Annotated in this window: 20 protein-coding genes; 15 read left to right on the top strand and 5 right to left on the bottom strand. The window is 67.2% G+C overall.

Features of this window, described 5'->3' with window-relative positions; translation table 11 throughout:
* Positions 1-2: 2 nt before the first annotated feature.
* Entirely contained in the window at positions 3-3,584 is a 3,582-nt protein-coding gene (locus tag ACO07K_RS17870) for an ABC transporter ATP-binding protein (RefSeq protein ID WP_422030149.1), read from the bottom strand.
* Between the two features lie 71 nt (positions 3,585-3,655).
* Between ACO07K_RS17870 and ACO07K_RS17865 the strand changes: the two genes are divergently transcribed.
* From ACO07K_RS17865 to ACO07K_RS17840, 6 genes are all read left to right on the top strand, one after another.
* Complete coding sequence (locus ACO07K_RS17865) at positions 3,656-4,543, top strand: LysR family transcriptional regulator (protein WP_422030147.1); 888 nt, start codon at positions 3,656-3,658, stop codon at positions 4,541-4,543.
* 138 nt (positions 4,544-4,681) lie between these two features.
* Positions 4,682-5,872 (top strand): substrate-binding domain-containing protein, encoded by a 1,191-nt coding sequence (locus tag ACO07K_RS17860; RefSeq protein ID WP_422011519.1) that lies wholly within the window; start codon positions 4,682-4,684, stop codon positions 5,870-5,872.
* A 77-nt stretch (positions 5,873-5,949) separates the two neighbouring features.
* On the top strand, positions 5,950-6,699 hold the full coding sequence (locus ACO07K_RS17855; RefSeq protein ID WP_422030145.1) for an ABC transporter ATP-binding protein: 750 nt from the start codon (positions 5,950-5,952) through the stop codon (positions 6,697-6,699).
* Between the two features lie 141 nt (positions 6,700-6,840).
* On the top strand, positions 6,841-7,563 hold the full coding sequence (locus ACO07K_RS17850) for an ABC transporter ATP-binding protein (protein ID WP_422030143.1): 723 nt from the start codon (positions 6,841-6,843) through the stop codon (positions 7,561-7,563).
* Positions 7,560-8,534 (top strand): branched-chain amino acid ABC transporter permease, encoded by a 975-nt coding sequence (locus tag ACO07K_RS17845; RefSeq protein ID WP_422030141.1) that lies wholly within the window; start codon positions 7,560-7,562, stop codon positions 8,532-8,534. Before ACO07K_RS17850 ends, ACO07K_RS17845 begins: the two co-directional genes overlap by 4 nt.
* Before the next feature lie 5 nt (positions 8,535-8,539).
* Complete coding sequence (locus ACO07K_RS17840) at positions 8,540-9,595, top strand: branched-chain amino acid ABC transporter permease (RefSeq protein ID WP_422030139.1); 1,056 nt, start codon at positions 8,540-8,542, stop codon at positions 9,593-9,595.
* Here the strand turns inward: ACO07K_RS17840 and ACO07K_RS17835 are convergent.
* The 4 genes from ACO07K_RS17835 to ACO07K_RS17820 form a co-directional block, all read right to left on the bottom strand.
* The gene (locus tag ACO07K_RS17835) at positions 9,592-9,987 is read right to left on the bottom strand and encodes a DUF1398 domain-containing protein (RefSeq protein ID WP_422030137.1); all 396 of its coding nucleotides are present in this window, start codon (positions 9,985-9,987) and stop codon (positions 9,592-9,594) included. The genes ACO07K_RS17840 and ACO07K_RS17835 overlap by 4 nt on opposite strands.
* 9 nt (positions 9,988-9,996) lie before the next feature.
* Entirely contained in the window at positions 9,997-10,443 is a 447-nt protein-coding gene (locus tag ACO07K_RS17830; protein WP_422030135.1) for a MarR family winged helix-turn-helix transcriptional regulator, read from the bottom strand.
* Positions 10,444-10,706: 263 nt separating this feature from the next.
* Positions 10,707-11,780, bottom strand: a complete 1,074-nt coding sequence (locus tag ACO07K_RS17825; RefSeq protein ID WP_422030133.1) for a TauD/TfdA family dioxygenase — start codon at positions 11,778-11,780, stop codon at positions 10,707-10,709.
* 88 nt (positions 11,781-11,868) lie between these two features.
* A complete protein-coding gene (locus tag ACO07K_RS17820) occupies positions 11,869-12,348 on the bottom strand; it encodes a GNAT family N-acetyltransferase (protein ID WP_422030131.1) in 480 nt (159 codons plus the stop codon).
* Positions 12,349-12,396: 48 nt separating this feature from the next.
* Between ACO07K_RS17820 and ACO07K_RS17815 the strand changes: the two genes are divergently transcribed.
* The 9 genes from ACO07K_RS17815 (at position 12,397) to ACO07K_RS17775 (ending at position 21,242) form a co-directional block, all read left to right on the top strand.
* Positions 12,397-13,545 carry an iron-containing alcohol dehydrogenase gene (locus ACO07K_RS17815; RefSeq protein ID WP_422030129.1) on the top strand — a complete coding sequence of 383 codons (1,149 nt, stop codon included), beginning with the start codon at positions 12,397-12,399 and terminating at the stop codon, positions 13,543-13,545.
* Between the two features lies 1 nt (position 13,546).
* Entirely contained in the window at positions 13,547-14,323 is a 777-nt protein-coding gene (locus tag ACO07K_RS17810; protein WP_422030127.1) for an SDR family oxidoreductase, read from the top strand.
* A 383-nt stretch (positions 14,324-14,706) separates the two neighbouring features.
* Complete coding sequence (locus ACO07K_RS17805; protein WP_422030125.1) at positions 14,707-15,471, top strand: sulfite exporter TauE/SafE family protein; 765 nt, start codon at positions 14,707-14,709, stop codon at positions 15,469-15,471.
* A 36-nt stretch (positions 15,472-15,507) separates the two neighbouring features.
* Positions 15,508-15,798 (top strand): hypothetical protein, encoded by a 291-nt coding sequence (locus tag ACO07K_RS17800; protein ID WP_422030123.1) that lies wholly within the window; start codon positions 15,508-15,510, stop codon positions 15,796-15,798.
* 112 nt (positions 15,799-15,910) lie between these two features.
* Positions 15,911-17,446 (top strand): ABC transporter substrate-binding protein, encoded by a 1,536-nt coding sequence (locus tag ACO07K_RS17795; protein WP_422030122.1) that lies wholly within the window; start codon positions 15,911-15,913, stop codon positions 17,444-17,446.
* Positions 17,447-17,481: 35 nt separating this feature from the next.
* A complete protein-coding gene (locus ACO07K_RS17790) occupies positions 17,482-18,435 on the top strand; it encodes an ABC transporter permease (RefSeq protein WP_422030120.1) in 954 nt (317 codons plus the stop codon).
* Complete coding sequence (locus tag ACO07K_RS17785) at positions 18,416-19,279, top strand: ABC transporter permease (RefSeq protein ID WP_422030118.1); 864 nt, start codon at positions 18,416-18,418, stop codon at positions 19,277-19,279. Before ACO07K_RS17790 ends, ACO07K_RS17785 begins: the two co-directional genes overlap by 20 nt.
* Positions 19,276-20,286, top strand: coding sequence for an ABC transporter ATP-binding protein (locus tag ACO07K_RS17780; protein WP_422030116.1), 1,011 nt, complete (start codon positions 19,276-19,278; stop codon positions 20,284-20,286). Before ACO07K_RS17785 ends, ACO07K_RS17780 begins: the two co-directional genes overlap by 4 nt.
* Entirely contained in the window at positions 20,283-21,242 is a 960-nt protein-coding gene (locus ACO07K_RS17775; protein ID WP_422030114.1) for an ABC transporter ATP-binding protein, read from the top strand. The genes ACO07K_RS17780 and ACO07K_RS17775 overlap by 4 nt, the downstream gene beginning before the upstream one ends.

The raw sequence follows: 21,242 nt of genomic DNA, 5'->3' as shown, positions 1-21,242 counted from the left end.
CCTCACTGTGCAGCCGGTGCGTAGACCGACGCAAGCTGGCGCGACACGAGTCGCGCATAGAGACCGCCGCGCGAAACCAGCGAGGCGTGCGTGCCGCTTTCCGCCACGCGGCCCTCGTCCAGCACCACGATCAGATCGGCATCGCGTACCGTCGACAGACGATGCGCGATCACGATGGTCGTGCGATCGGCCTTCAGCACGTCGAGTGCGCGGCGCACCGCCTGCTCGTTCACCGCATCGAGATGCGAGGTCGCCTCGTCGAGGATCAGGATCGGGGCGTCCTTCAGGAAGGCGCGCGCGATGGCCACCCTCTGGCGCTGGCCGCCGCTCAGGCTGGTGCCGCGCTCGCCGACCGGCGAATCGAGGCCCTGCGGCAGGGCCGCGACCAGTTCACCCAGTGACGCATGCTCGATCGCAGCCAGCAGCTCGGCCTCCGTCGCCTCGGGCCGTGCGATCAGGATGTTGGCGCGCAGCGTGTCGTTGAAGAGATAGGTGTCCTGCGCCACCAGCGCGACGAGGCCACGCAGCTCGTCGAGTTTGTAGTCTCGGAGATCCGTGCCGTTCAGCGTGATGCGGCCGGTGTCGGGATCCCAGAAGCGCATCAGGAGCTGCGCCGTCGTGGTCTTGCCGGCGCCCGAGGTGCCGACCAGCGCCACCGTCTTGCCGGCGGGAATGGCGAAGCTGACATCGGACAAGGCCCGCCGCGTCTGCCCGGGATAGGTGAAGTTCACCTGTTCCAGGGCCAGCGCCGCTGCCCCGCGCGCGGCGGGCACGCCCCGGCCGTCGCGCACCGGGATCGGCTCGTTGGCCAGCGCATAGACCCGCCGCGTGGCGCCCAGCGTGTCGGCGAGCTGGCGGCCGATCTGTGCGATCTCGGAGACCGGCAGGAAGGCCGACATTGCGAGGATGGTCATCAGCGGCAGCAGGCCGGGATCGAGCGTGCCGCGCGAGGCGAGGACGGCGCCGACCACGACGATGGCGAGGCCGCCCAGACCCGTCAGCACTTCCAGGATGGCGTGCTGCATCGTGAGCTCGCTGAAGAAGGGCAGGCGCAGCGATATGTGGCGGTCCGACAGCTCGTCGAGCTTGTCGCCGCGCGCGCGCTCCTGCTGGTTGGCGACGATCTCGCCCAGCCCCTGCACCGAATCGACGGCGAAGGCGCCGAGTTCGCCGGCCGCTTCGCGCGCCTGGCTGCCCAGCCGATCGACCCGCTTGCGCATCAGGAAGGGGCTCAGGCCCACGGCCAGCAGAAACGGCACCAGCGTGATCGCCAGCCAGCCACTCGTCGTGGCCAGCGCGATCACCACGGCGGCGGGGATCAGGATCGCCACGAAGGCCGGCGCCACCGTGTGGGCGAAGAAATACTCGACCAGCTCGATGTCGTTGGTGGCCAGCGCCATCAGGTCGCCGGTACGACGGCGCGTGAGATAGGCGGGCGCCAGCGCGTCGAGCTTGCGGAAGGCGTCGATGCGCATCTCGGCCAGCAGCCGGAAGGCCATGTCGTGCGCCAGCCAGGATTCGAACCAGTGCAGGATGCCTGAGACGGGCGCCAGGATGGCCAGCGCGATGGCGAGGCCGCCATAGGGCTCGTGGTTCTTGAGCGCCAGCACGATCAGCGCCGAGAGCACGCCGATGCCGATGAAGGAAACGACGCGTGCCACGCCCAGGATGAAGGTGGCGGTGAGCTTGCCCTTCCACGGCATGATGACTTTCATCAGTGCCGCGACGACCTGATACCAGGTCAGGCCCTCGGCCTTGATGATGCCTTCGGTAATGGGCTTCATCGCGCCGCCCGAGGTGCTGGCGATCGTCTCGGCGCGCTGGGGTGCCGCGAGCGCATCGAGCGTGACGTCGGCCTGCTGCTCGCGCGCCTGTTCGGCCATGAGCTGCGCATAGACGCCGCCCTGGCTCATCAGCTTGGCATGCTTGCCTTCCTCGGCGACATGGCCGCGGTCGAGGACGAGGATGCGGTCGCAGTCGATGACGCTCGACAGGCGATGCGCCAGGATGAGCGTCGTGCGGCCCTGCATCAGCCGGTCGAGCGCTTCCTGGATCACCGCCTCGTTCTCGGCATCGACGGCGGAAAGCGCCTCGTCGAGCACCAGGATCGGCGTGTCGCGCAGCAGCGCGCGGGCGATGGCGACCCGCTGGCGCTGGCCGCCGGAGAGCTTGATGCCCTTCTCGCCGATGATCGTCGCGTAGCCCTGCGGCAGGCTCTCGATGAAGTCATGGATGTTGGCGGCGCGTGCCGCGTCCTCCATCTCCTCGCGCGAGGCACCGGGCCGGCCAAGGCGGATATTCTCCTCGACGGTGCCGTGGAACAGGAACGTGTCCTGGTTCACCACCGAGATCAGCGAGCGGATCTGCGCGAAGGACAGCGTGCGCAGATCGTGGCCGCCCAGCAGGATGCGGCCCTGGTCGGGATCGTAGAAGCGCAGCAGCAGGCGCACGATCGACGACTTGCCGCCGCCCGAGGAGCCGACGAGGCCCAGCCGCTCGCCGGCGGCCGCCGTGAAGTTCAGCCGCTCGTGCACCGTGCGACGCGTGCCCGGATAGGAGAAGCGCACATCCTCGAAGGCGATGGTCGGGGCCAGCAGCCCATCAAGGCGCGCCGGCACTGGGTCGATCACCGACGGCGTGTCGTCGAGGATGCGGTAGATGCCCTGCGCGGCGGAGAGGCCGACCATGCCCTGGTGCAGCACCGAGCGCAGCTCGCGCATCGGCCGGAAGATCTCGATGCCCAGCATCAGGATGACCAGCAGCGAGGTGAGCGTCATGGCGCCGGCCTCGACCCTCGAAGCGCCATAGATCAACGCCGCGGCCGCGCCGCCCGCGATCGAGGTGTCGGTGATGCCGCGCGCCAGCGAGTTGGTGCCCAACACCCACATAGTGCGGCGGAAGAGATCGCGCGCCTCGACCTCGAGCTTGTCGGCGCGCGCCTTGCCTTGGCCGAACGCCTTCAGGGTCGCCAGGCCCTGGATCGAATCGAGGAACTCGGCGGCGAACGACTTGTAGGCCGTCATGCGCGCGATCGAGGCGCGGACGTCCCACTTGTGCCAGAGCGCGGGAGCGAACAGCGCGACCAGCGCGAAGCCCAGCATGACCAGCGCCACCGGCAGGTCGATGAAGGAGATGACGACGAAGATCAGCAGCGGCGTCAGCAACGCGATCAGGAACTGCGGCAGGAACTGCCCGAAATAGGTTTCGAGCTGCTCGACGCCGTCGATCATGGACAGCGTGAGACCGCCGGAGCGCTGCCGGCCGACCGTCGCCGGGCCGAGCGAGGCGACCTTGTCGTAAAGGGTTCGGCGCAGCGCCTTCTGGACCCGCGCGGCCGTCTCGTGCGCCAGCACGGCGCGCCAGTGCTCGGCCACGCCGCGCAGCACCATCACCCCGGCGATCAGAAGGATCGGCAGCACCAGCTCCTGCAGCGGCCGCCCGACGAAGATCTGGCCGATCAGCCATCCGAGAAGACCGAGCCGCGCGATGCCGCAGCCCACGCCCAGGAGGCCGACGGCGACGGTGGCGGCGATGCGGGCACGCACGCCCTTGGTGAAGACGAGGAGGCGGGGTTCGATGTGCATGATGCGATGCTAGGGCGAACACCCGTATTCGTCAGTCCACAATTCGGAAAGCCCGCTGTACATTTCTGAACATGGACAAGAACTGGGACGATCTCCGTATTTTCCTGGCCCTGGCGCGCGGCGGCACCCTGACCACGGCGGCGAAGGCGCTGGGGGTCAGTCATCCCACGGTCTCGCGCCGCATTCAGGCGCTGGAAAAGCAGATCGGCGCTCGGCTGTTCGACCGGCTGCCCGACCGCTTCGTGCCGACCGGCGCCGGCGAGGAGCTTCTGGCCGACACCGAGGCGATGGAGAAGGCGGCGCAGTCGATCCACCGCCGCAGCGCCGGTCTCAGCGACACGGTGAGCGGCACCGTGCGGCTCTCGGCGGAGGAGGCGACCGCCGCGCTGATCGCCCGCTACTCCGCCGAGCTCAGGCGCAAGCTCAGTCAGATCGAATTCGAGGTCGTTTCGAGCCATACCTTGGCCAACCTGTCGCGCCGTGAGGCCGACCTCCTGATCCGCGAGCAGGTGCCGGATCTCGGCGGCATCGTGGCCCGCAAGCTGGGACGGCTGGCCTATGCGGTCTATGCCGCGCGCGATTTTTCGGTGAAGCGCGCCACCCCGGCGGCGCTGGCCGCGCTGCCCTGGGTCGGCTTCGACGACGACCATCTTCGCATGCAGGGCCAGAGCTGGCTGCTGGCGTTGCGCGGCGGACGCCGTCCCGAGATCCGCGGCAACAACTGGCTGGTGCTGCACGAGGCGGCCCGCACCGGCGCCGGCCTCGCCGTGCTGCCCTGCCATCTCGGCGACCCCGATCCTTTGCTTCGCCGGATCGGCGGCATCATCCCCGACGTCTTTGCCGACCAATGGCTGCTGGTCCATCGCGACCTGCGCGCGCTGCCGCGCGTGCGCGCCGTGATGGATGCCGTCATCGACCTCTTCCAACGCGAGCGGCCATTGCTCGAGGGAAAGTCATGAGAAGCTGATCGCTGGGGGCGCGCCCCTGGAGAGGCGCGCCCCCAGCAGTATGTAAATTGCGCGCGCGATCAATTCCGCACGGTGGTGCAAACCGCGCTCATGGATTAGAAGGACCTCCTCCAGGGAGGGAGATACTTGATGATCCGTCGTTCGTTTCTGGCGCTGACCGGCCTGCTTCTGGCCGGTCCGGCGGTCGCCCAGCAGCCGCCGCTCAAGGTGGCGCTGATCTACAGCAAGACCGGTCCGCTCGAAGCCTATGCGCGGCAGACCGAGGCCGGCTTCATGCTGGGCCTGGAATACGCGACCAAGGGCACGATGGAAGTCGATGGCCGCAAGATCCAGGTCATCCTGAAGGACGACCAGTTCAAGCCGGACCTCGCCAAGGCCGCGCTCGAACAGGCCTATGGCGACGACAAGGTCGACATCGCCGTCGGCACCACCGGTTCGGCGGGCGCGCTCGCCATGCTGCCGATCGCCGAGGAGTACAAGAAGCTGCTGATCGTCGAGCCGGCCGTGGCCGACCAGATCACTGGCGAGAAGTGGAACCGCTACATCTTCCGGACCGGGCGCAACTCCACCCAGGACGCGCTGGCCTCCGCCGCGACCCTGAAGGACGAGAACATCAGCATCGCCACGCTCGCCCAGGACTATGCCTTCGGCAAGGACGGCGTCGCCGCGGTGAAGGCCGCGCTGGCCGCGGTCGGCTCCAAGGCCAAGATCGTGCACGAGGAATATGCACCGCAGGCCACGACCGACTTCACGGCGTCGGCGCAGCGCATTTTCGACGCGCTGAAGGACAAGCCCGGCCGCAAGGTCGTGGTCGTGGTGTGGGCCGGCGCCCATCCGCTGCCGAAGCTGATGGACCTCAAGCCCGAGCGCTTCGGCATCGAGATGGCGCCCGGTGGCAACCTGCTGCCGGTGATGGCCGGCTGGAAGCAGTTCCCCGGCCTCGAAGGCGCGATCTACTACTATTGGGGCTTCCCCAAGAACCCGGTGAACGACTGGCTGGTCACCGAGTACAAGAAGAAGAACAACGGCGTGCCGCCGGACTTCTTCGTGGCGGGCGGCATGAGCGCCGCCATCGCCCTGGTCGAGGCCGTGAAGAAGGCCAAGTCGACGGACAGCGAGAAGCTGATCGCGGCGATGGAGGGCATGAGCTTCGAGACGCCCAAGGGCACGATGACCTTCCGCAAGGAAGACCATCAGGCCCTGCAGGAGATGTATCACTGGCGCATGAAGAAGGACGCGCCGGATAACGTCGACCTGCTCGAACTGGTGCGCGTGATCCCGGCGAGCGAGATGACGCTGCCGATCAAGAACAAGCGCTAAGAGTTATTGGAGCGCGCCACTCCAGTGGCGCTCATGATCATGATGCGCCACTGGAGTGGCGCGCTCCTATAAAACCGATGCTCGAGACCAAAGACCTCACCATCCGCTTCGGCGGACACGCGGCCGTCGACGGGGTGTCGTGCGCCTTCGAGAAGGGCACGCTCACCTCGATCGTCGGGCCGAACGGTGCGGGCAAGACGACCTATTTCAACCTGATCTCCGGGCAGCTCCCGGCCACCTCCGGCCGCGTCATGCTGAACGGCCAGGACATCACGACCCTCGCGGCGCCGCGCCGGACACGGCTCGGGCTGGGGCGGGCCTTCCAGCTCACCAACCTCTTTCCCAACCTCAGCACGCTCGAGAACGTGCGGCTGGCGGTGCAGGTGAAGAGCGGCAAGGGCTACGACCTGTTCAGCCGCACGCTCACGCATCGCGAGCTGATCGACCGGGCGATGGTGCATCTCGCCGCCGTGTCGCTGGCCGACCGCGCCCAGGCGATCGCCGCGACCCTGCCGCACGGCGACCAGCGCAAGCTCGAGGTCGCGATCCTGCTGGCGCTCGAACCCGACGTGTTCATGTTCGACGAGCCGACCGCCGGCATGAGCATCGACGAGGTGCCGACGATCCTCGACATCATCGCCGCCATCAAGCAGCGCGGCGACAAGACGATCCTGCTGGTCGAGCACAAGATGGACGTCGTGCGCTCGCTGTCCGACCGCATCGTCGTGTTGCACCAGGGCAAGCTGGTGGCCGACGGCAAGCCCGCCGAGGTCATCAATTCCGACATCGTGCGCGAAGCGTATCTTGGAGGCGCGGTCGATGCGTGAGCGTGCTTCAAGCTTTCCTCCCCATTCAGATGGGGAGGTGGCCCGAAGGGCCGGAGGGGGCATCCTCTTCGGCGCCGCGCTTCTGACCCCTCCGTCGGCGTCTGACGCCGCCACCTCCCCATTTGAATGGGGAGGAAAGCCTTGAGCGCGTTGCTCAGTCTCAAGGGCGTGCAGACGCATATTGGCCGCTACCACATCCTGCACGGTGTCGAGTTCGACGTGGCCGAGGGCGGGCTCACGATGCTGCTGGGCCGCAACGGGGCGGGGAAGACCACGACCCTGCGCACCATCATGGGTATGTGGCGCGCGGCGGCGGGAGAAATCCGTTTCGATGGGCGCGACATCACCCATCTGCCGACGCCCGACATCGCCCGGCTGGGCATCGCCTACGTGCCGGAGAGCATGGCGATCTTTGCCGACCTTACGGTGCAGGAGAATATCGTGCTGGCCGCGCGGTCGGGGCCGCCCAACCAGAAGCGTCTCGACTGGATCTTCGCGCGCTTCGAGGCGCTGAAACGGTTCTGGACCCTGCCGGCAGGCCTCCTGTCGGGCGGACAGAAGCAGATGCTGGCGGTGGCGCGCGCCATCATCGAGCCGCGCCGCCTGCTGCTGATCGACGAGCCGACCAAGGGCCTGGCGCCGGCCATCATCGCCAATATGATCGACGCCTTCCGCGAGCTGAAGGACGGCGAGTCGACCCTGCTGGTGGTCGAGCAGAACTTCGCCTTCGCCCGCCAGCTGGGCGACTCCGTCGCGGTGATGGACGACGGCAGGGTGGCGCACCAGGGCGGCATGGCGGCCTTCGCCGCCGACTCCGCCTTGCAGCAGCATCTGCTTGGCCTCGGCATGGATACGCATCAATGAAACGAGACTGGCTTCCGCTGCTGCTGATCCCGGCCCTCATGATCGGCGCCCTGCCGCTGATCGGCTCGCCGGCGAGCTGGGTGACGCTCACCGTCGCAGGGCTCGCGATGGGCCTGATGATCTTCATCATGGCCTCGGGCCTCACGCTGACCTTCGGTCTGATGGACGTGCTGAACTTCGGACATGGCGCCTTCATCGCCGTGGGCGCCTTCGTGGCGGCCAGCGTCATGCTGGCGCTGGCCCCCTGGATGACCGCCGATTCGATCTGGCTGAACCTCGCGGCCATCGGCCCCGCCGTGCTGGCGGCCATGGTGGTGAGCGGCGTGCTGGGCCTCGGCTTCGAACGCGTCATCGTGCGGCCGGTCTACGGCCAGCACCTGAAGCAGATCCTGGTGACCACCGGCGGGCTGATCGTTGCCGAGCAGCTCCTCAAGGTGATCTGGGGACCGGATCAGATCACGCTCAGCCGGCCGACGGCGCTGCGCGGCGCTTTTCTGTTCGGCGACGTGGCGATCGAGAAGTATCGCGTACTCGCCGTCGGGGTCGGGCTGGTCGTGTTCGCGGCCCTGGCGCTGACGCTGAACCGCACCCGGATCGGCCTGCTGATCCGGGCCGGCGTCGAGAACGGCGAGATGGTCGAGGCGCTGGGCTATCGCATCCGCCGCCTGTTCGTCGGCGTGTTCGTGGTCGGCTCGGCGCTGGCGGGCCTCGGCGGCGCCATGTGGGGCCTCTACCAGGAGACGGTGACGGCGGCGATCGGCGCGCAGGTCGCCGTGCTGGTATTCATCGTCATCATCATCGGCGGGCTGGGCTCGGTGGGCGGCTGCTTCGTGGGCGCACTGCTGGTGGGTCTGACGGCCAACTATATCGGCTTCCTGGCGCCCAAGGTGGCGCTGGGCTCCAACATCCTGCTGATGGCGCTGGTGCTGCTGTGGCGACCGCAGGGGCTCTATCCCGTGGCGAAGAGGTAGCGGCGATGCTGCGCTCGATCCTGTCCGACGACCTGCCGCGCAGCCGCTGGCTGGCGCTTGCGCTGGTCGCCATCCTGGTCGGCCTCGCGGTGGCGCCGTTCCTGTTCCCGGGCGCCAAATCGCTGAATGTGGCCGCCAAGATCTGCGTCTTCATCGTGCTGGCGGCGTCGTTCGACCTGCTGCTGGGCTATACCGGCATCGTCTCCTTCGCCCACACGATGTTCTTCGGCATCGGCGCCTACGGCGTCGCCATCTCGCTCACGCGCATGGGGGCGGGGTGGGACGCGGTCGCCGTCGGCACCGTGGCGGGGCTCGTCGTCGCCATCGTGCTGGCCACCGTGATCGGCCTGTTCAGTCTGCGCGTGCGAACGATCTTCTTCGCCATGATCACCCTGGCGGTTGCCAGCGCCTTCGCGATCCTGGCCTCCCAGCTCTCCGATCTCACTGGCGGTGAGGACGGGCTGAACTACCGGCTGCCGGCGGTGCTGCGCAGCTCCTTCTCGTTCGGAGACACATTGTTCGGCGTGCGGCTGAACGGCCGGCTGCTCGACTACTATCTCGTCTATGGCGCGTCACTGGTCCTGATCCTGGTGCTGCTGCGCATCGTGAACTCGCCGTTCGGCAGCGTGCTGATGGCGATCCGCGAGAATCCGTTCCGCGCCGAGGCGATCGGCTACCGCACCGTGGTCTACCGCACCATCGCGAGCTGTATCGCTGCTGCGACCGCGGCATTGGCAGGGGCCCTGCTGGCCCTGTGGTCGAGCCAGACCAATCCCGACACGACCCTCAGCTTCGACATCATGGTCGACATCCTGCTGATGGTGGTGATCGGCGGCATGGGCACGATGTACGGCGCCGTGATCGGCGCGGTGCTGCTGGTGTTCGCCCAGAACTACCTGCAGGACCTGCTGGCGATCGCCAACAAGGCGCTGGTCGGCGTGCCGCTGCTGGCCAACCTGTTCCATCCCGACCGCTGGCTGCTGTGGCTGGGCGTGGCCTTCATCCTCTGCGTCTACTTCTTCCCCGCCGGCATCGTCGGCCGCCTGCGCCAGAAGCGCTAAGGGGCGGCGGCCGGGAACGGCTCGACATAGGTCTCGCCGCTGCGGCTGTAATAGACGGCGCGCTGGCCCTGCATCGAGACGAGGTAGCCGACACAGCCCGCTTCCATGATCTGGCGGCAGAAGGCCAGGTACTTCGTCTTGCCGGCCTGGATCGCGCGGACCGCGGCCAGGACGCCATCGGCCGAAAAGGCGTCGGCGGGCAGTGTGTCCATGGTCTTGTTCGTGACGCGGTGGGACTGGCCATCGGGCATGAAATAGGTCGTCTCTCCGCGCACCAGGTCGGCGTGATAGCGCTCGACGCCCGCGCCGATGAGGCGGCCGACGACTTCGCCGAAGGTGATGCGCTCCTCGTGGGAAGCCGTGTTGCATTCTTCCATGACGGCGATGTCCATGGTTCTGTCCTACTCGGTGGGGATGGTCTTGAGATCGTGGCGGCGCACGATCTCCTTCAGCGTTTTCTCAAGCGCCGTGCGTTCGGCCGGTTCCAGATGGCCGAAGAACTCGGCATCGTTGCGGTCGGCCAGTTCTGCCAGCGTCGGCACCAAGGTGCGTCCGGCATCGGTCAACGACAGCGTCTGCTGGCGCCGGTCCTCGGTCGAAGCGGTGCGCGCGATCAGTTCCTTGGCAATCAGCCGGTCGGCCAGCTTGGAGATCGCCCCGCGGGTCATGCCCAGCCGGTCGGCCAACGTGCTGGGCTGGATATCGGCGAGGTCGAACAGCTCGCGCAGCACGACCCATTCGGCAACGGTAACGTCTCTGGCCTGCAGCTTGAGGCTGAAGGCGTGCGAGACGTGGTTGGACACGAAGCGCAGCCAGTAGCCCAGGTGGGTTTCAAGATCGGATGTCATGTGTTGACTAGGAAACTATATGCGGGTGATTGCCTAGTCAACTACTTTGGGTGCGCATTAAGCTGCGCCCCTGCGATACCGTCAACCGGCGCAACCGAAATAAGCGAAATAAACGAAACAGTCGAAACGAAGGGAGGATTCCGGATATGTGGTAGCTGGATACCGCCAGAACCTGAGGTCAGACCGCTCATGACGCGCCACTTCAGCGCGGGGGTTACCCCGCGCGCAGTGGCGCGCCCCCGCAAAAGGCTCTTCGTTGGGACTTAGAGTTCGACCTGGCGGATGCCGCCGCGGGGACGGCCGGCCTCGATCTCCTGCCACAGAACCTCGTGACCCTGGGGCAGGGGGCGGTTGTTGCGCATGGTGAGCCAGAGGCGCAGCAGCATCCGGTCGTGGCCGCTCGAAGCGTCGTCCTCGAACGGCGTGCGCCCATGATAGGTGACGTGGCTGTTGATGAGCTGCAGGTCGCCGGGTTCGAGGGTCATCTCGAAGCAGAGTTCCTCGGCGGTCTTCATCAGCATGTCGATCGCCTCGCGCTGGGCGTCGGTGAGCTTCGGCACGCCGGGCGCCATCTGCGCCGCCTCGATGAAGGTCAGCGAATAGTGCGACGTGAACTTGCCGTCGCGCAGGCCGAAGATCGGCAGCGGATAGGCGGTCTCGCGCGTCGTCGCTTCGCCGTCCTTCTGGGTGCCCTCCTCGCCGAAGCGGCTGCGCCAGTAATCCTGGAACAGCAGTTCGAGCAGGTCGGGCCGGCGCTCCAGCATCGCGTTGTGGATGGCGGGCGTCGAGGCGAGCTTGCTGACGCCGCCGGCGCGCGCCTGGCGCACGCAAAGCAGGGTCACGACGTCGGTGCGGTCGGTATGGAAGCGCAGCGCGCCGTTGGTCAGCGTGCGGGCGTAGGAGGAGAGGAAGGTCGAACCCTTCTCATCCTTGGTCTCGCCGTAGGTGCGTCCGACATGGGCGCCCTCGTCGCGGATGGCGCGCATCAGCTCGCCGTTGCGGTTCTGGAACACCGGTGTGCCGACATGCGTGCCGATGGCGAAGTAGAGGCGCCTCAGGTCGTCCTCGCTGTAGCGATCGACCGGGATGCCGCGCAGCTTCACGATGCCGCTGCCATTCTCGAGCTCGTCGGCGATGTCGTCGAACAGCTCGTCGAGGGTCGGCAGGTGGAAATCTTCCCGCGAAATCTCCGACCACTCCATGCCACGCAGGCCCTTGAGGGCGGCGTCGAGTTCGTCGATGCCATCTTGCGTCAGGGTGCGAATCCAGCGCGTGGAATTCTTGATGTCCTGGCCATGCCAGACGGAAGGACCGGTGAGGGGTGTGCGGCTGCTCATACCCTTCAGACTAGCAGACCGTGCCCCCGGGTGCTCCCCTGTCAATCGGTCGCGCGGTTGGGGGCGAGGGGGAAATACCGACGGCCGATCAGGGGAGCGGCTTGCGCATGTTGATCGAGGTCGGATGGTTGAAGCCCGGATGGGCCTCCCGCGACGTCTCGCGGTAGCCGAGCGCCTGGAACAGGCGCTGGTTGTCCGTGAGCACGATGCGCACCCCGAGGCGGACGCCGGAAAGGCCGCGACGGCGTGCCTCGGCCTCGACGGCAGCGATCAGTTGTTTCGAAAGGCCCTGGCCGCGCGCCGCGGGCACGACGGAGAGGCGGCCGAAATAGAGATCGCCCTCCATCTCCTCGACGAGCACGCACCCGAGCATCTGGCCGTTCCGCTCCGCGACGATCGTGCCGACGCCCCGTCCAAGTTCGGTGGCGATGTTCTCGGGCGTTTCGCGGAAGGCGCCGGATTCCGGCACGAGCCTGCCGCGATACTGTTCGAAGGAGGCCGCGATCACGGTGGCGATCGCGGCGGCATCGCCGGTGGTCCCGGCACGCAGGACGAGGGTGTCGCTCATGCGCACTTTCTCGCGTAGGCTCCGCGCAAAATCGAGAGGAATTGACGGATGGCCTTGATCACCTACCTGACCCGCATCCAGTTCGACTTCGGCGCGCTGAAGCTCCTGGAGGCTGAATTGCAGCTCATGGGCATGCGCCGCCCGCTGATCGTCACCGACAAGGGCGTCATCGCGGCCGGCCTGTGGGCCAAGGTCAAGGAACAGCTGCCCGGCAACATGCCGATCACGATCTACGACGGGACCCCGGAGAACCCGACCGAAGCCGCCATGCGCGACGCGCTCAGGATCTACAAAGAAGAGGGCTGCGACGGCATCATCGCCATCGGCGGCGGCTCGCCCATGGATCTGGCCAAGGCCGTCGCGCTGATGGCGACGCATCCCGGCCCGTCGCTGCAGGCCTATTCGTTCGTCGAGGGCGGGGCGGGCAAGATCACCGCGGCGGTGGCGCCCATGGTCGCGATCCCGACGACGTCGGGCACCGGCAGCGAAGTGAGCCGCGGCGGCGTCATCATCATGGATTCGGGCCGCAAGCTCGCGATCGGCAGTCCCTACCTGATCCCGCGGCTGGCGCTGATCGATCCGGAACTGACGATGAGCCTGCCGCCGCATCTCACGGCCGGCACCGGCATGGATGCGCTCACGCACAATATCGAATGCTACCTCGCCAACGTCTTCAATCCGCCGGCCGATTCGATCGCGCTCGACGGGCTGGAGAAGGCGTGGAAATACGTCGAACGCGCGACCAGGGACGGGCAGGATCGCGAGGCGCGCTACAACATGGCGGTGGCCGCCATGGAGGGCGCCATGGTGTTCCAGAAGGGGCTGGGCGCCGTTCATGCGCTCTCGCATCCGACCGGTGGCCTCAAGGGTTATCGCCTGCACCACGGCACGCTGAACGCCATCTACCTGCCGGCGGTGCTGCGCTTCAACGAGCCGGCGGTCGGCGACAAGTTCAAGCGCGTGGCGCTGGTGATGGGCCTGTCCGAAAGCGAAGCCAACGCCGACGGCGTGGCCAATGCAGTGTCGGCGCTCAACGAACGGCTGGGCATCCCGAAGGGCCTCGGTGCAGCGGGCCTGGCGCAGGACACGATCGAGAAGATCGCCGATGGCGCGATGGGCGACCATTGCCACCTCTCGACACCGCGCCAGCCGACCAAGGCGCAGTACATCGACCTGATCGAGCAATCGTGGGGCTGACATGAAGGTCAAGGGAAAGGTCTGCGTCGTCACCGGGGCGGCGGGCGGCATCGGCGAGGCGATCGCGCTGCGCTTTGCGAAGGAAGGGGCCAGGGGGCTGGTCGTGGCCGACCGGGATGCCGAGCGGCTCGAGAAGGTCGCGAAGGACATCGGCGCCCTCGCGGTGGCGGGCGACATCGGCCAGGAAGCCGAGGTGAAGCGCCTGATCGCCGAGACGGAGAAGAAGTACGGCGAGATCGACATCTTCTTCTCCAACGCCGGCATCGGCCGCGGCGGCCACGAGGATGCGACCGACAAGGACTGGGCCGATTCGTGGGCGATCCACGTCATGGCGCATGTCTATGCCGCGCGGGCGCTGGTGCCGCAGATGCTGAAGCGCGGCGAGGGCTATCTGCTCAACACCGCGAGCGCGGCCGGCCTGCTGGCCTCGATGGGCTCGGCGCCCTACGGCGTCACCAAGCACGCGGGCGTGGCGCTGGCCGAGCATCTCTCCATCCAGTACGGCGACCGCGGCATCCGCGTCTCGGTGCTGTGTCCGCAGGCCGTCGACACCAACATGCTGCGCATGGCCGGTGCGACCGCGGCCTCGGTCGACGGCGTGATCAACACCGACGCGGTGGCCCAGACGGTGATCGAGGCGATGGACGAGGAGCGCTTCCTGATCCTGCCGCATCCCGAAGTGAAGGAATACATGGTGCGCAAGCTCGACCGCGACCGCTGGCTGCGCGGCATGCGCCGCCTGCGCGACAAGACGGGCGAGGGGCAGGAGAAGCGCTGAGCGACACCTACTTTTCCTCCCCGCCAAACGCTGGGCTATCGCATATGAGGTAAAGGTCCCTCACTGCGTTCGGGATGACAATTTGTCTAGATTTGCGCAGTGCGCTGATCAAACAAATGGTGTCATCCCGAACGCGGTGAGGGACCTTTCGCTTTCTTGAAAAGTGAACTGCAACGGCGCTTCAGCTCACGTGCGTTCGCCCTGCCGTCAAACGGTGGAGGAGACGGGTGAGGCGCAATGTTGACGGTTCTGTCGCCTTCGTCGACACTCCGGCCATCATGACGCGACTTAAGACGCTTCGAGTTATTGGCTGATCCGCCGCCCAACGAGGGCCGCGGATCATCTTCGTCGAACGTCTTCTTTTTTCTTGAGTCCGTCCCCGCATGATCCCCTACATCCAATCCCTGTTCGCCGAGACCGGCCTTTGGACGGCGCTGGGCGTGACGCTGATCGCCGGCCTGATGCGCGGGTTTGCGGGCTTCGGCTCGGCGATGTTGATGGCGCCGATCTTCGCCATCCTGTTCGGCTCGGCCGAGATGGTGGTGACGGTGGTCGCCATTGAGCTCGTCGTGTCGCTGCAGCTCTTCCCGCAGGTCCGCCGGCACGCCGACTGGAAACTGCTGACGCCGATGAGCCTCGCGGCGTGCCTGGCCATGCCGGCGGGTGTCTGGCTGCTGGCCAGCGTCGACAAGAACACGATCGTGACGGCGGTGTCGGCCGTCATCGTGGCCTTCGTTCTCCTGATGTGGACCGGCTGGAAATACACCGGCCGGCGATCGACGGTGGCGACGGTGATCGTCGGTGCCGTCTCGGGCGCGATGATGGCCACGACCAGCGTCGGCGGGCCACCGGTGCTGCTCTATCTCCTGTCGGGCAACGATCCGCCGCAGGTCAACCGCGCGAACATCGTCACCTATTACTTCCTAACGCAGTTCCTGCTGATCGTGATCGTGCTGGCGACGGGCGTGGCGGGCGTCGACGCGCTGGTCCGCGCCGTCGTGCTGTTCCCGGTCATGGTGCTGGGCGCCTGGGCCGGCGGGCGGATGTTCCACGGCCTCGCCAGCGAGCGGCTCTACCGCAACGTCGCCCTCACGATCCTTTTCCTGACCGGCCTGTTCGGTCTCTTGAGGAACTGGCTGGTTGGCTGAGAGACGGTGTATGATGTGCTATCCATGGAGACTCGCATGCGTATCATCGCCGCCGGATTTGCCGCTCTCGTTCTGACCCTGGGATTTTCGTCCGCCTCTCGGGCCGACGACCTCATGACGGAGTGCATGGTCACGGCCTCGGAGAAGATGTGCCAGTGCATCATCGCGCGCATCCCGGCCGACCAGCGCGCCAACGCGATCCTCGGGCTGCGCAAGTCGAACCAGTCGGTGAGTGTGAGCGGCAACCTGCTCAACCCGTCGAACCTGTCGCCGCAGGAAATGCAGGGCCTGAACGCGGTCGTCGCGGCCCAGGCGTACTGCATGTAGCCTGCGAAACTTCAGGCGCTCCGCAATCCTCTAGGATTGCGTTGAACGTCGCGTTATCCTGCCTCCCATAGAGTTGATGCCGGTTAACGGCGCGATCCATGGGAGGGCCTGAATGGCACTGTTTTCACGCAGATTTGGTCTGGTGGCGGCGCTTGCCGTCGGTCTGGCGGCTCCGGCCTTCGCTCAGGCGCCGGCCGCGACACCGGTGCGCGGCGGCGCCCTGACGATCGGCGTCGAGAGCGACTTCGAAGGCTTCGATCCGATCCGGGCCGGCGTCTATTCCAATTCGACGGTGACCGCGGCGTCGCTCTTCTACGAGACGCTGATGCGACTCGACGACAAGGGCAACCTGCTGCCGGCGCTCGCTTTGTCGATGACGCCCAACGAAGATGGCAGCGTCTGGACGGCCAAGATCAGGCCGAACGTGAAATGGCACGACGGCACGCCGTTCACCGCCCAGGCCGTGGCCGACCATTTCAACCGCCTGCTCGATCCGGCCAACCGCTTCGCCGGCCGCGCGTATCTCGCCATCGACAAGGTCGAGGCGCCGGACGATCTGACCGCGGTGTTCAAGATGCGCGGGCCCAATGCCGCCCTGCCGCGGACACTGGCGCAGCCCACGGTCACGACGCTGATCATCTCGGTGAAGGCTGCCCAGGAGAAGGGCGCCGACTACAACCGCAATCCCGTCGGCACCGGCCCGTTCGTCTTCAAGGAATGGCGCGCCGCCGACCGGCTGGTTGCCGAGCGCAATCCCGACTACTGGGACAAGGACAAGCCCTATCTCGACCGCGTGACCGTGCGGCCATTGCCGGATTCCGACGCGCGCTACGCCAGCCTGGTGAAAGGCGACGTCCAGGTGATCTGGGAGGATCGCGCCGAGAACATCGTCAAGGCCAAGAAGGACAAGAACCTGCGGGTGCTGACCTGGGTGGGCAGCGGCGCGCTCGTCATTCCGCTCAACACCCAGCGCGAGCCGCTGAACGACAAGCGCGTGCGCCAGGCCGTCTCGATGTCCCTGAACCGCAAGGCCAACGCCGCCGTGCTGACCCAGGGTCTTCGTCCCGTGTACGACGATCCGTATGGGCCGAGCTCGGGGATCGAGTGCAAGGATAGCGGGGCGCTGAAGTACGATCCGGCAGCCGCGCGCAAGCTGATCGCCGACTACGGCAAGCCCGTGAAGCTGACCATGACGGTCACCGCCTCACCGCGCGGCCGCGAGGGGGCACAGGTCTTCCAGGCCGACATGAAGAAGGCCGGCATCGACGTCGAGATCAAGCCGGTCGACCAGACGCAGCTGGTGAAGGAAGCGCTCACACGCGACTTCCAGGTCACCGGCTGGCGCATCATCGACCTGGCCGACGTCGATCCGCAGATGTTCGCCAATTTCCACTCCAAGAGCCCGATCAACTTCTCCGGCTACAACAACGCCGAAGTCGACCGTCTGCTGCTGGTGGGACGCACCAGCCTCGACGAGAACAAGCGCAAGGCAGCCTACTGCGACCTCATCAAGATCCTGAACGACGATGCGGTCTGGCTGTGGTCCGGCAGCAACATCGACTTCGCCATCACCCGCGCCAATGTGCACGGCATTCCTGGCCTGCGCGGTGGCGCGGTGCAGGTCGAGGGCGCGTGGCTCACCAAGTAGGGACGGTGTCGAGTAAGGTAGCGTAGGGCGTTCCGATGCCGTGGCTTGCGCGCCAGATGGTGCGGCTGGTGGTGGTGCTGTTCTGCGTCACCCTGCTCACCTACATGATCGTGAACATCCTGCCGGGGGATGTGGCGATCGTGATCCTGGGCAGCCTTGCGACGCCCGAGGACATTGCCGGCCTGCGTGCCGATCTCGGCCTCGATCGGCCGATGCTGGTGCGTTACTTCGACTGGCTCGGCTCGGCGCTGTCGGGCGACCTCGGCCGCTCCTACCGCAGCGGCGAGCCCGTGGTGCAGGCGATCCTCGATCGTCTGCCGGTGTCGCTGCAGCTCATGGTGATGGCGCAGGTCATCGCGCTGGGGATCGCGATCCCGGTGGCGCTTCTCTCGGTGCGGCGGCCCGGCGGAATCTTCGATCGCATCTCGGCCTCGGCCGCCTTCGGTTTTCTCGCGATGCCCAACTTCATGCTGGGCATCGTCTTGATCTACCTCTTCTCCGTGACCTTCGACCTCCTGCCGGCGACCGGCTTCACGCCGATGTCCGAAGGCCTGTGGGACAATCTCGAATCGATGATCCTGCCGTCGCTGACCCTGGGCCTGATCGAGTGGACGGTGCTGATGCGCGTCCTGCGTTCGGACCTGCTGACCACGCTCAAGGAGGACTTCATCCTGCTGGCGCGGGCCAAGGGCCTGCCGCAATGGCGCGTCCTGCTGCAGCATGCGCTGCGCCCCTCGTCCTTCACGCTGATCACCATTCTCGGTCTCAACATCGGCGGGCTGATCGGCGGCGCGGTGATCGTGGAGCAGATATTCGCCCTGCCCGGCGTCGGCCGGCTGCTGCTGGGCGCCATCTTCAACCGCGACCTGATCCTCGTGCAGGGCACCGTGGCCTTCATCGCGGTGGGCTTCGTGGTCATCAACTTCCTGGTCGACATGCTCTACGCCGTGCTCGACCCGAGGGTGCGTCATGTCCGCTTCCGCAGCTAAGGGCGCCGTCGTCGCCGCGACCCGGCCGCGGCGCCGCTGGCACTGGGCGCTCGCCCTGCCGCTCGGCTGGCTGCTGCTCGTGGTCTTCCTGGCGATCACCGCCGACTGGATCGGGCTGCCCGATCCCTCGGCGCAGGAACTGATCCTGCGCCGCAAGCCGCCGTCGGCCGAATTCCTGCTGGGCACCGACAATCTCGGCCGCGACATGCTCTCGCGCGTGATCTACGGCGCCCGCACCTCGCTGATCGTTGGCATCTGCGCGCCGATCCTGGGTTTCCTGATCGGTGGCGCGATCGGCATGAGCGCCGGCTACTTCCGCGGCAAGGTCGACATGCTGGCGGTCGGCTTCATCGACATCCTGCTGGCCTTCCCGTCGCTGGTGCTGGCGCTCACCTTCACCGCCTATCTCGGACAGAGCCTGTTCAACGTCACCCTGGCGCTGGGCATCCTGTCGATCCCGGCGGCGGCGCGCGTGGCGCGGGCCAACACGCTGGCCTGGGCGAACCGCGACTTCGTGCTGGCCGCCCGCACCGTCGGCGCCAGCGACTGGCGCATCCTGACACGCGAGATCCTGCCTAACCTCCTGCCGCCCATGTTCGCGTTCTGGCTGGTGGCGATCAGCGTGATCATCGTGGCCGAGGGCGCGCTCTCGTTCCTGGGGCTCGGCATCCCGGCCCCGCAGCCGAGCTGGGGCGGCATGATCGCCGACGGGCGCGAGGCGCTCGACGTGGCGCCCTATACCGCGCTGATCCCGGCGGCGGTGATGTTCGCCACCGTCCTGTCGCTCAACTTCGTGGGCGACATCGTGCGCAACATGGTCGATCCGCGGAGGTCGGCGCTGTGAGCGGCCCGTCGAAGAGCGAGGCGCCGCTCCTGTCGGTGCGCAATGCCCAGGTGAGCTTCTCCACGGCGCGCGGTCCCCTACGCGCCGTCGACGGCGTCTCCTTCGACCTGCACGCGGGACGGACGCTGGGAATCGTGGGCGAATCGGGGTCGGGCAAGTCGGTGCTGGTGCGCTCGCTGATCGGCCTGGTCGGCGCGGGCTCGGGCGCCGGCGTGGCCGGCCAGGTCCTGTTCGAGGGGCGGGATCTTCGCGGCCTCTCCGCCCGGGAGTTCCGCAGCGTCCTGGGCACCGAGATCGGCATCGTGTTCCAGGATCCGATGACCTCGCTCAACCCGGTCATGAAGATCGGCCGCCAGATCGGCGAGGGGTTACGCCTCAATCGCGGGCTGGATTCGAAGGCTGCCGCGCGCCGCGCCGTCGAGCTGCTCAACGAGGTCGGCATCCCGGAACCGGAACGCCGCGCGCAGCAATATCCGCACGAAATGTCGGGCGGCATGCGCCAGCGCGTGGCCATCGCCATCGCGATCGCCTGCGCGCCCAAGCTGCTGATCGCCGACGAGCCGACGACGGCGCTCGACGTGACCGTTCAGCGCCAGATCCTCGACCTGCTGCAGGGTGAGCAGCGCCAGCGAGGGATGGCGATGATCCTGATCACCCACGATCTCGGCGTGGCCGCGGGCCGCAGCGACGACATCATGGTCATGTATGCCGGCCGCGCGGTGGAAACCGCGGCGACCCGCGAAATCTTCCGTTCGCCGCGTATGCCCTATACCGAGGCGCTGCTGCGCTCGCTGCCGCGGCTCACCGATCCCACCCACACGCGGCTCAGTGCCATTCCCGGTCGCCCGCCGGACCTGGCGCGGCGCAGCGGCGGCTGTGCCTTCGGACCGCGCTGCCTCTATCGCACCGAGCGGTGCGACGCGGAGCAGCCGGCGCTGACGATGGATGGCGGGCGCGGCTACGCCTGTTTCCATCCGAGGGGCATGGAGCCGGGAGCGGCGGCATGAGCGATCTCCTCTCCATCCGGAACCTCGTGGTCGAATACCCGGTGGGCGGCGGCCGCCATGTTCACGCGGTCAGCGACGTTACGCTCTCGGTGAAGCAGGGCGAGACGCTGGGGCTCGTGGGCGAATCGGGCTCGGGCAAGTCCTCTCTGGCGCGCGCGCTGCTGCAATTGCCGCCGCCCAAGGCCGGCGCCGTCGTGTTCGACGGCAAGGACCTGACGCAGTTGCGCGGCCAGGCGCTGCGGGCCATGCGGCCGCGCCTGCAGATGATCTTCCAGGACCCGATCGCTTCGCTCAATCCGCGCCGCAGGGTCGCCGAGATCATCGCCGAGCCGCTGATCGTGTCGGGTGTCTCCGATGCCGCCGAGCGCACCCGCCGTGTCCGCGCCGTGATGGAGGCGGTCGGCCTCGATCCCGATCTCGTCTGGAACAGGAGGCCGCACGAATTCTCCGGCGGCCAGTGCCAGCGCATCGCCATCGCGCGCGCCCTTGTCCTCGAGCCCGGCCTGATCGTGTGCGACGAGCCGGTGTCGGCGCTCGACGTTTCGATCCGGGCGCAGATCGTCAACCTCCTGGAGGACATGAAGGCGCGGTTCGGCCTCACGCTGCTCTTCATCGCCCACGATCTCGCGGTGGTGAAGTCGGTGTCGGACCGGGTTGCGGTCATGTATCTCGGCCGGCTCTGCGAGGTGGCAGATTCCGATTCGCTGTTTGCCACGCCGGCGCATCCCTACACGGCGGCGCTGATGGCGGCGATCCCAGTCCCCGATCCGGACGTGCCCCTGGGCGACACCAAGCTGAAGCCCGGCGACCCACCGTCGCCACTCGATCCGCCCTCGGGCTGCCGTTTCCGCACGCGCTGCCCGCATGCGCAGCAGCGTTGTACGGACGAGGTGCCGCCGCTGCGCCAGATCGCGCCCGGCCGCGAGGTCGCCTGTCATTTCCCGCTGGTCGGCTGA

It is taken from the genome of Reyranella sp. (assembly GCF_965228225.1).
Lineage (GTDB): Bacteria > Pseudomonadota > Alphaproteobacteria > Reyranellales > Reyranellaceae > Reyranella.
Note: the sequence above shows the minus strand (reverse complement) of the source record. Positions and strands in the feature narration are given on the sequence as shown.

What these genes read in the sequence shown, in the direction of transcription:
- ACO07K_RS17870 (WP_422030149.1), bottom strand. Translation starts at nt 3,584, where the DNA reads ATGCACATCGAACCCCGCCTCCTCGTCTTCACCAAGGGCGTGCGTGCC.
- ACO07K_RS17865 (WP_422030147.1), top strand. Translation starts at nt 3,656, where the DNA reads ATGGACAAGAACTGGGACGATCTCCGTATTTTCCTGGCCCTGGCGCGC.
- ACO07K_RS17860 (WP_422011519.1), top strand. Translation starts at nt 4,682, where the DNA reads ATGATCCGTCGTTCGTTTCTGGCGCTGACCGGCCTGCTTCTGGCCGGT.
- ACO07K_RS17855 (WP_422030145.1), top strand. Translation starts at nt 5,950, where the DNA reads ATGCTCGAGACCAAAGACCTCACCATCCGCTTCGGCGGACACGCGGCC.
- ACO07K_RS17845 (WP_422030141.1), top strand. Translation starts at nt 7,560, where the DNA reads ATGAAACGAGACTGGCTTCCGCTGCTGCTGATCCCGGCCCTCATGATC.
- ACO07K_RS17840 (WP_422030139.1), top strand. Translation starts at nt 8,540, where the DNA reads ATGCTGCGCTCGATCCTGTCCGACGACCTGCCGCGCAGCCGCTGGCTG.
- ACO07K_RS17835 (WP_422030137.1), bottom strand. Translation starts at nt 9,987, where the DNA reads ATGGACATCGCCGTCATGGAAGAATGCAACACGGCTTCCCACGAGGAG.
- ACO07K_RS17830 (WP_422030135.1), bottom strand. Translation starts at nt 10,443, where the DNA reads ATGACATCCGATCTTGAAACCCACCTGGGCTACTGGCTGCGCTTCGTG.
- ACO07K_RS17825 (WP_422030133.1), bottom strand. Translation starts at nt 11,780, where the DNA reads ATGAGCAGCCGCACACCCCTCACCGGTCCTTCCGTCTGGCATGGCCAG.
- ACO07K_RS17820 (WP_422030131.1), bottom strand. Translation starts at nt 12,348, where the DNA reads ATGAGCGACACCCTCGTCCTGCGTGCCGGGACCACCGGCGATGCCGCC.
- ACO07K_RS17815 (WP_422030129.1), top strand. Translation starts at nt 12,397, where the DNA reads ATGGCCTTGATCACCTACCTGACCCGCATCCAGTTCGACTTCGGCGCG.
- ACO07K_RS17810 (WP_422030127.1), top strand. Translation starts at nt 13,547, where the DNA reads ATGAAGGTCAAGGGAAAGGTCTGCGTCGTCACCGGGGCGGCGGGCGGC.
- ACO07K_RS17805 (WP_422030125.1), top strand. Translation starts at nt 14,707, where the DNA reads ATGATCCCCTACATCCAATCCCTGTTCGCCGAGACCGGCCTTTGGACG.
- ACO07K_RS17800 (WP_422030123.1), top strand. Translation starts at nt 15,508, where the DNA reads ATGCGTATCATCGCCGCCGGATTTGCCGCTCTCGTTCTGACCCTGGGA.
- ACO07K_RS17795 (WP_422030122.1), top strand. Translation starts at nt 15,911, where the DNA reads ATGGCACTGTTTTCACGCAGATTTGGTCTGGTGGCGGCGCTTGCCGTC.
- ACO07K_RS17790 (WP_422030120.1), top strand. Translation starts at nt 17,482, where the DNA reads ATGCCGTGGCTTGCGCGCCAGATGGTGCGGCTGGTGGTGGTGCTGTTC.
- ACO07K_RS17785 (WP_422030118.1), top strand. Translation starts at nt 18,416, where the DNA reads ATGTCCGCTTCCGCAGCTAAGGGCGCCGTCGTCGCCGCGACCCGGCCG.
- ACO07K_RS17775 (WP_422030114.1), top strand. Translation starts at nt 20,283, where the DNA reads ATGAGCGATCTCCTCTCCATCCGGAACCTCGTGGTCGAATACCCGGTG.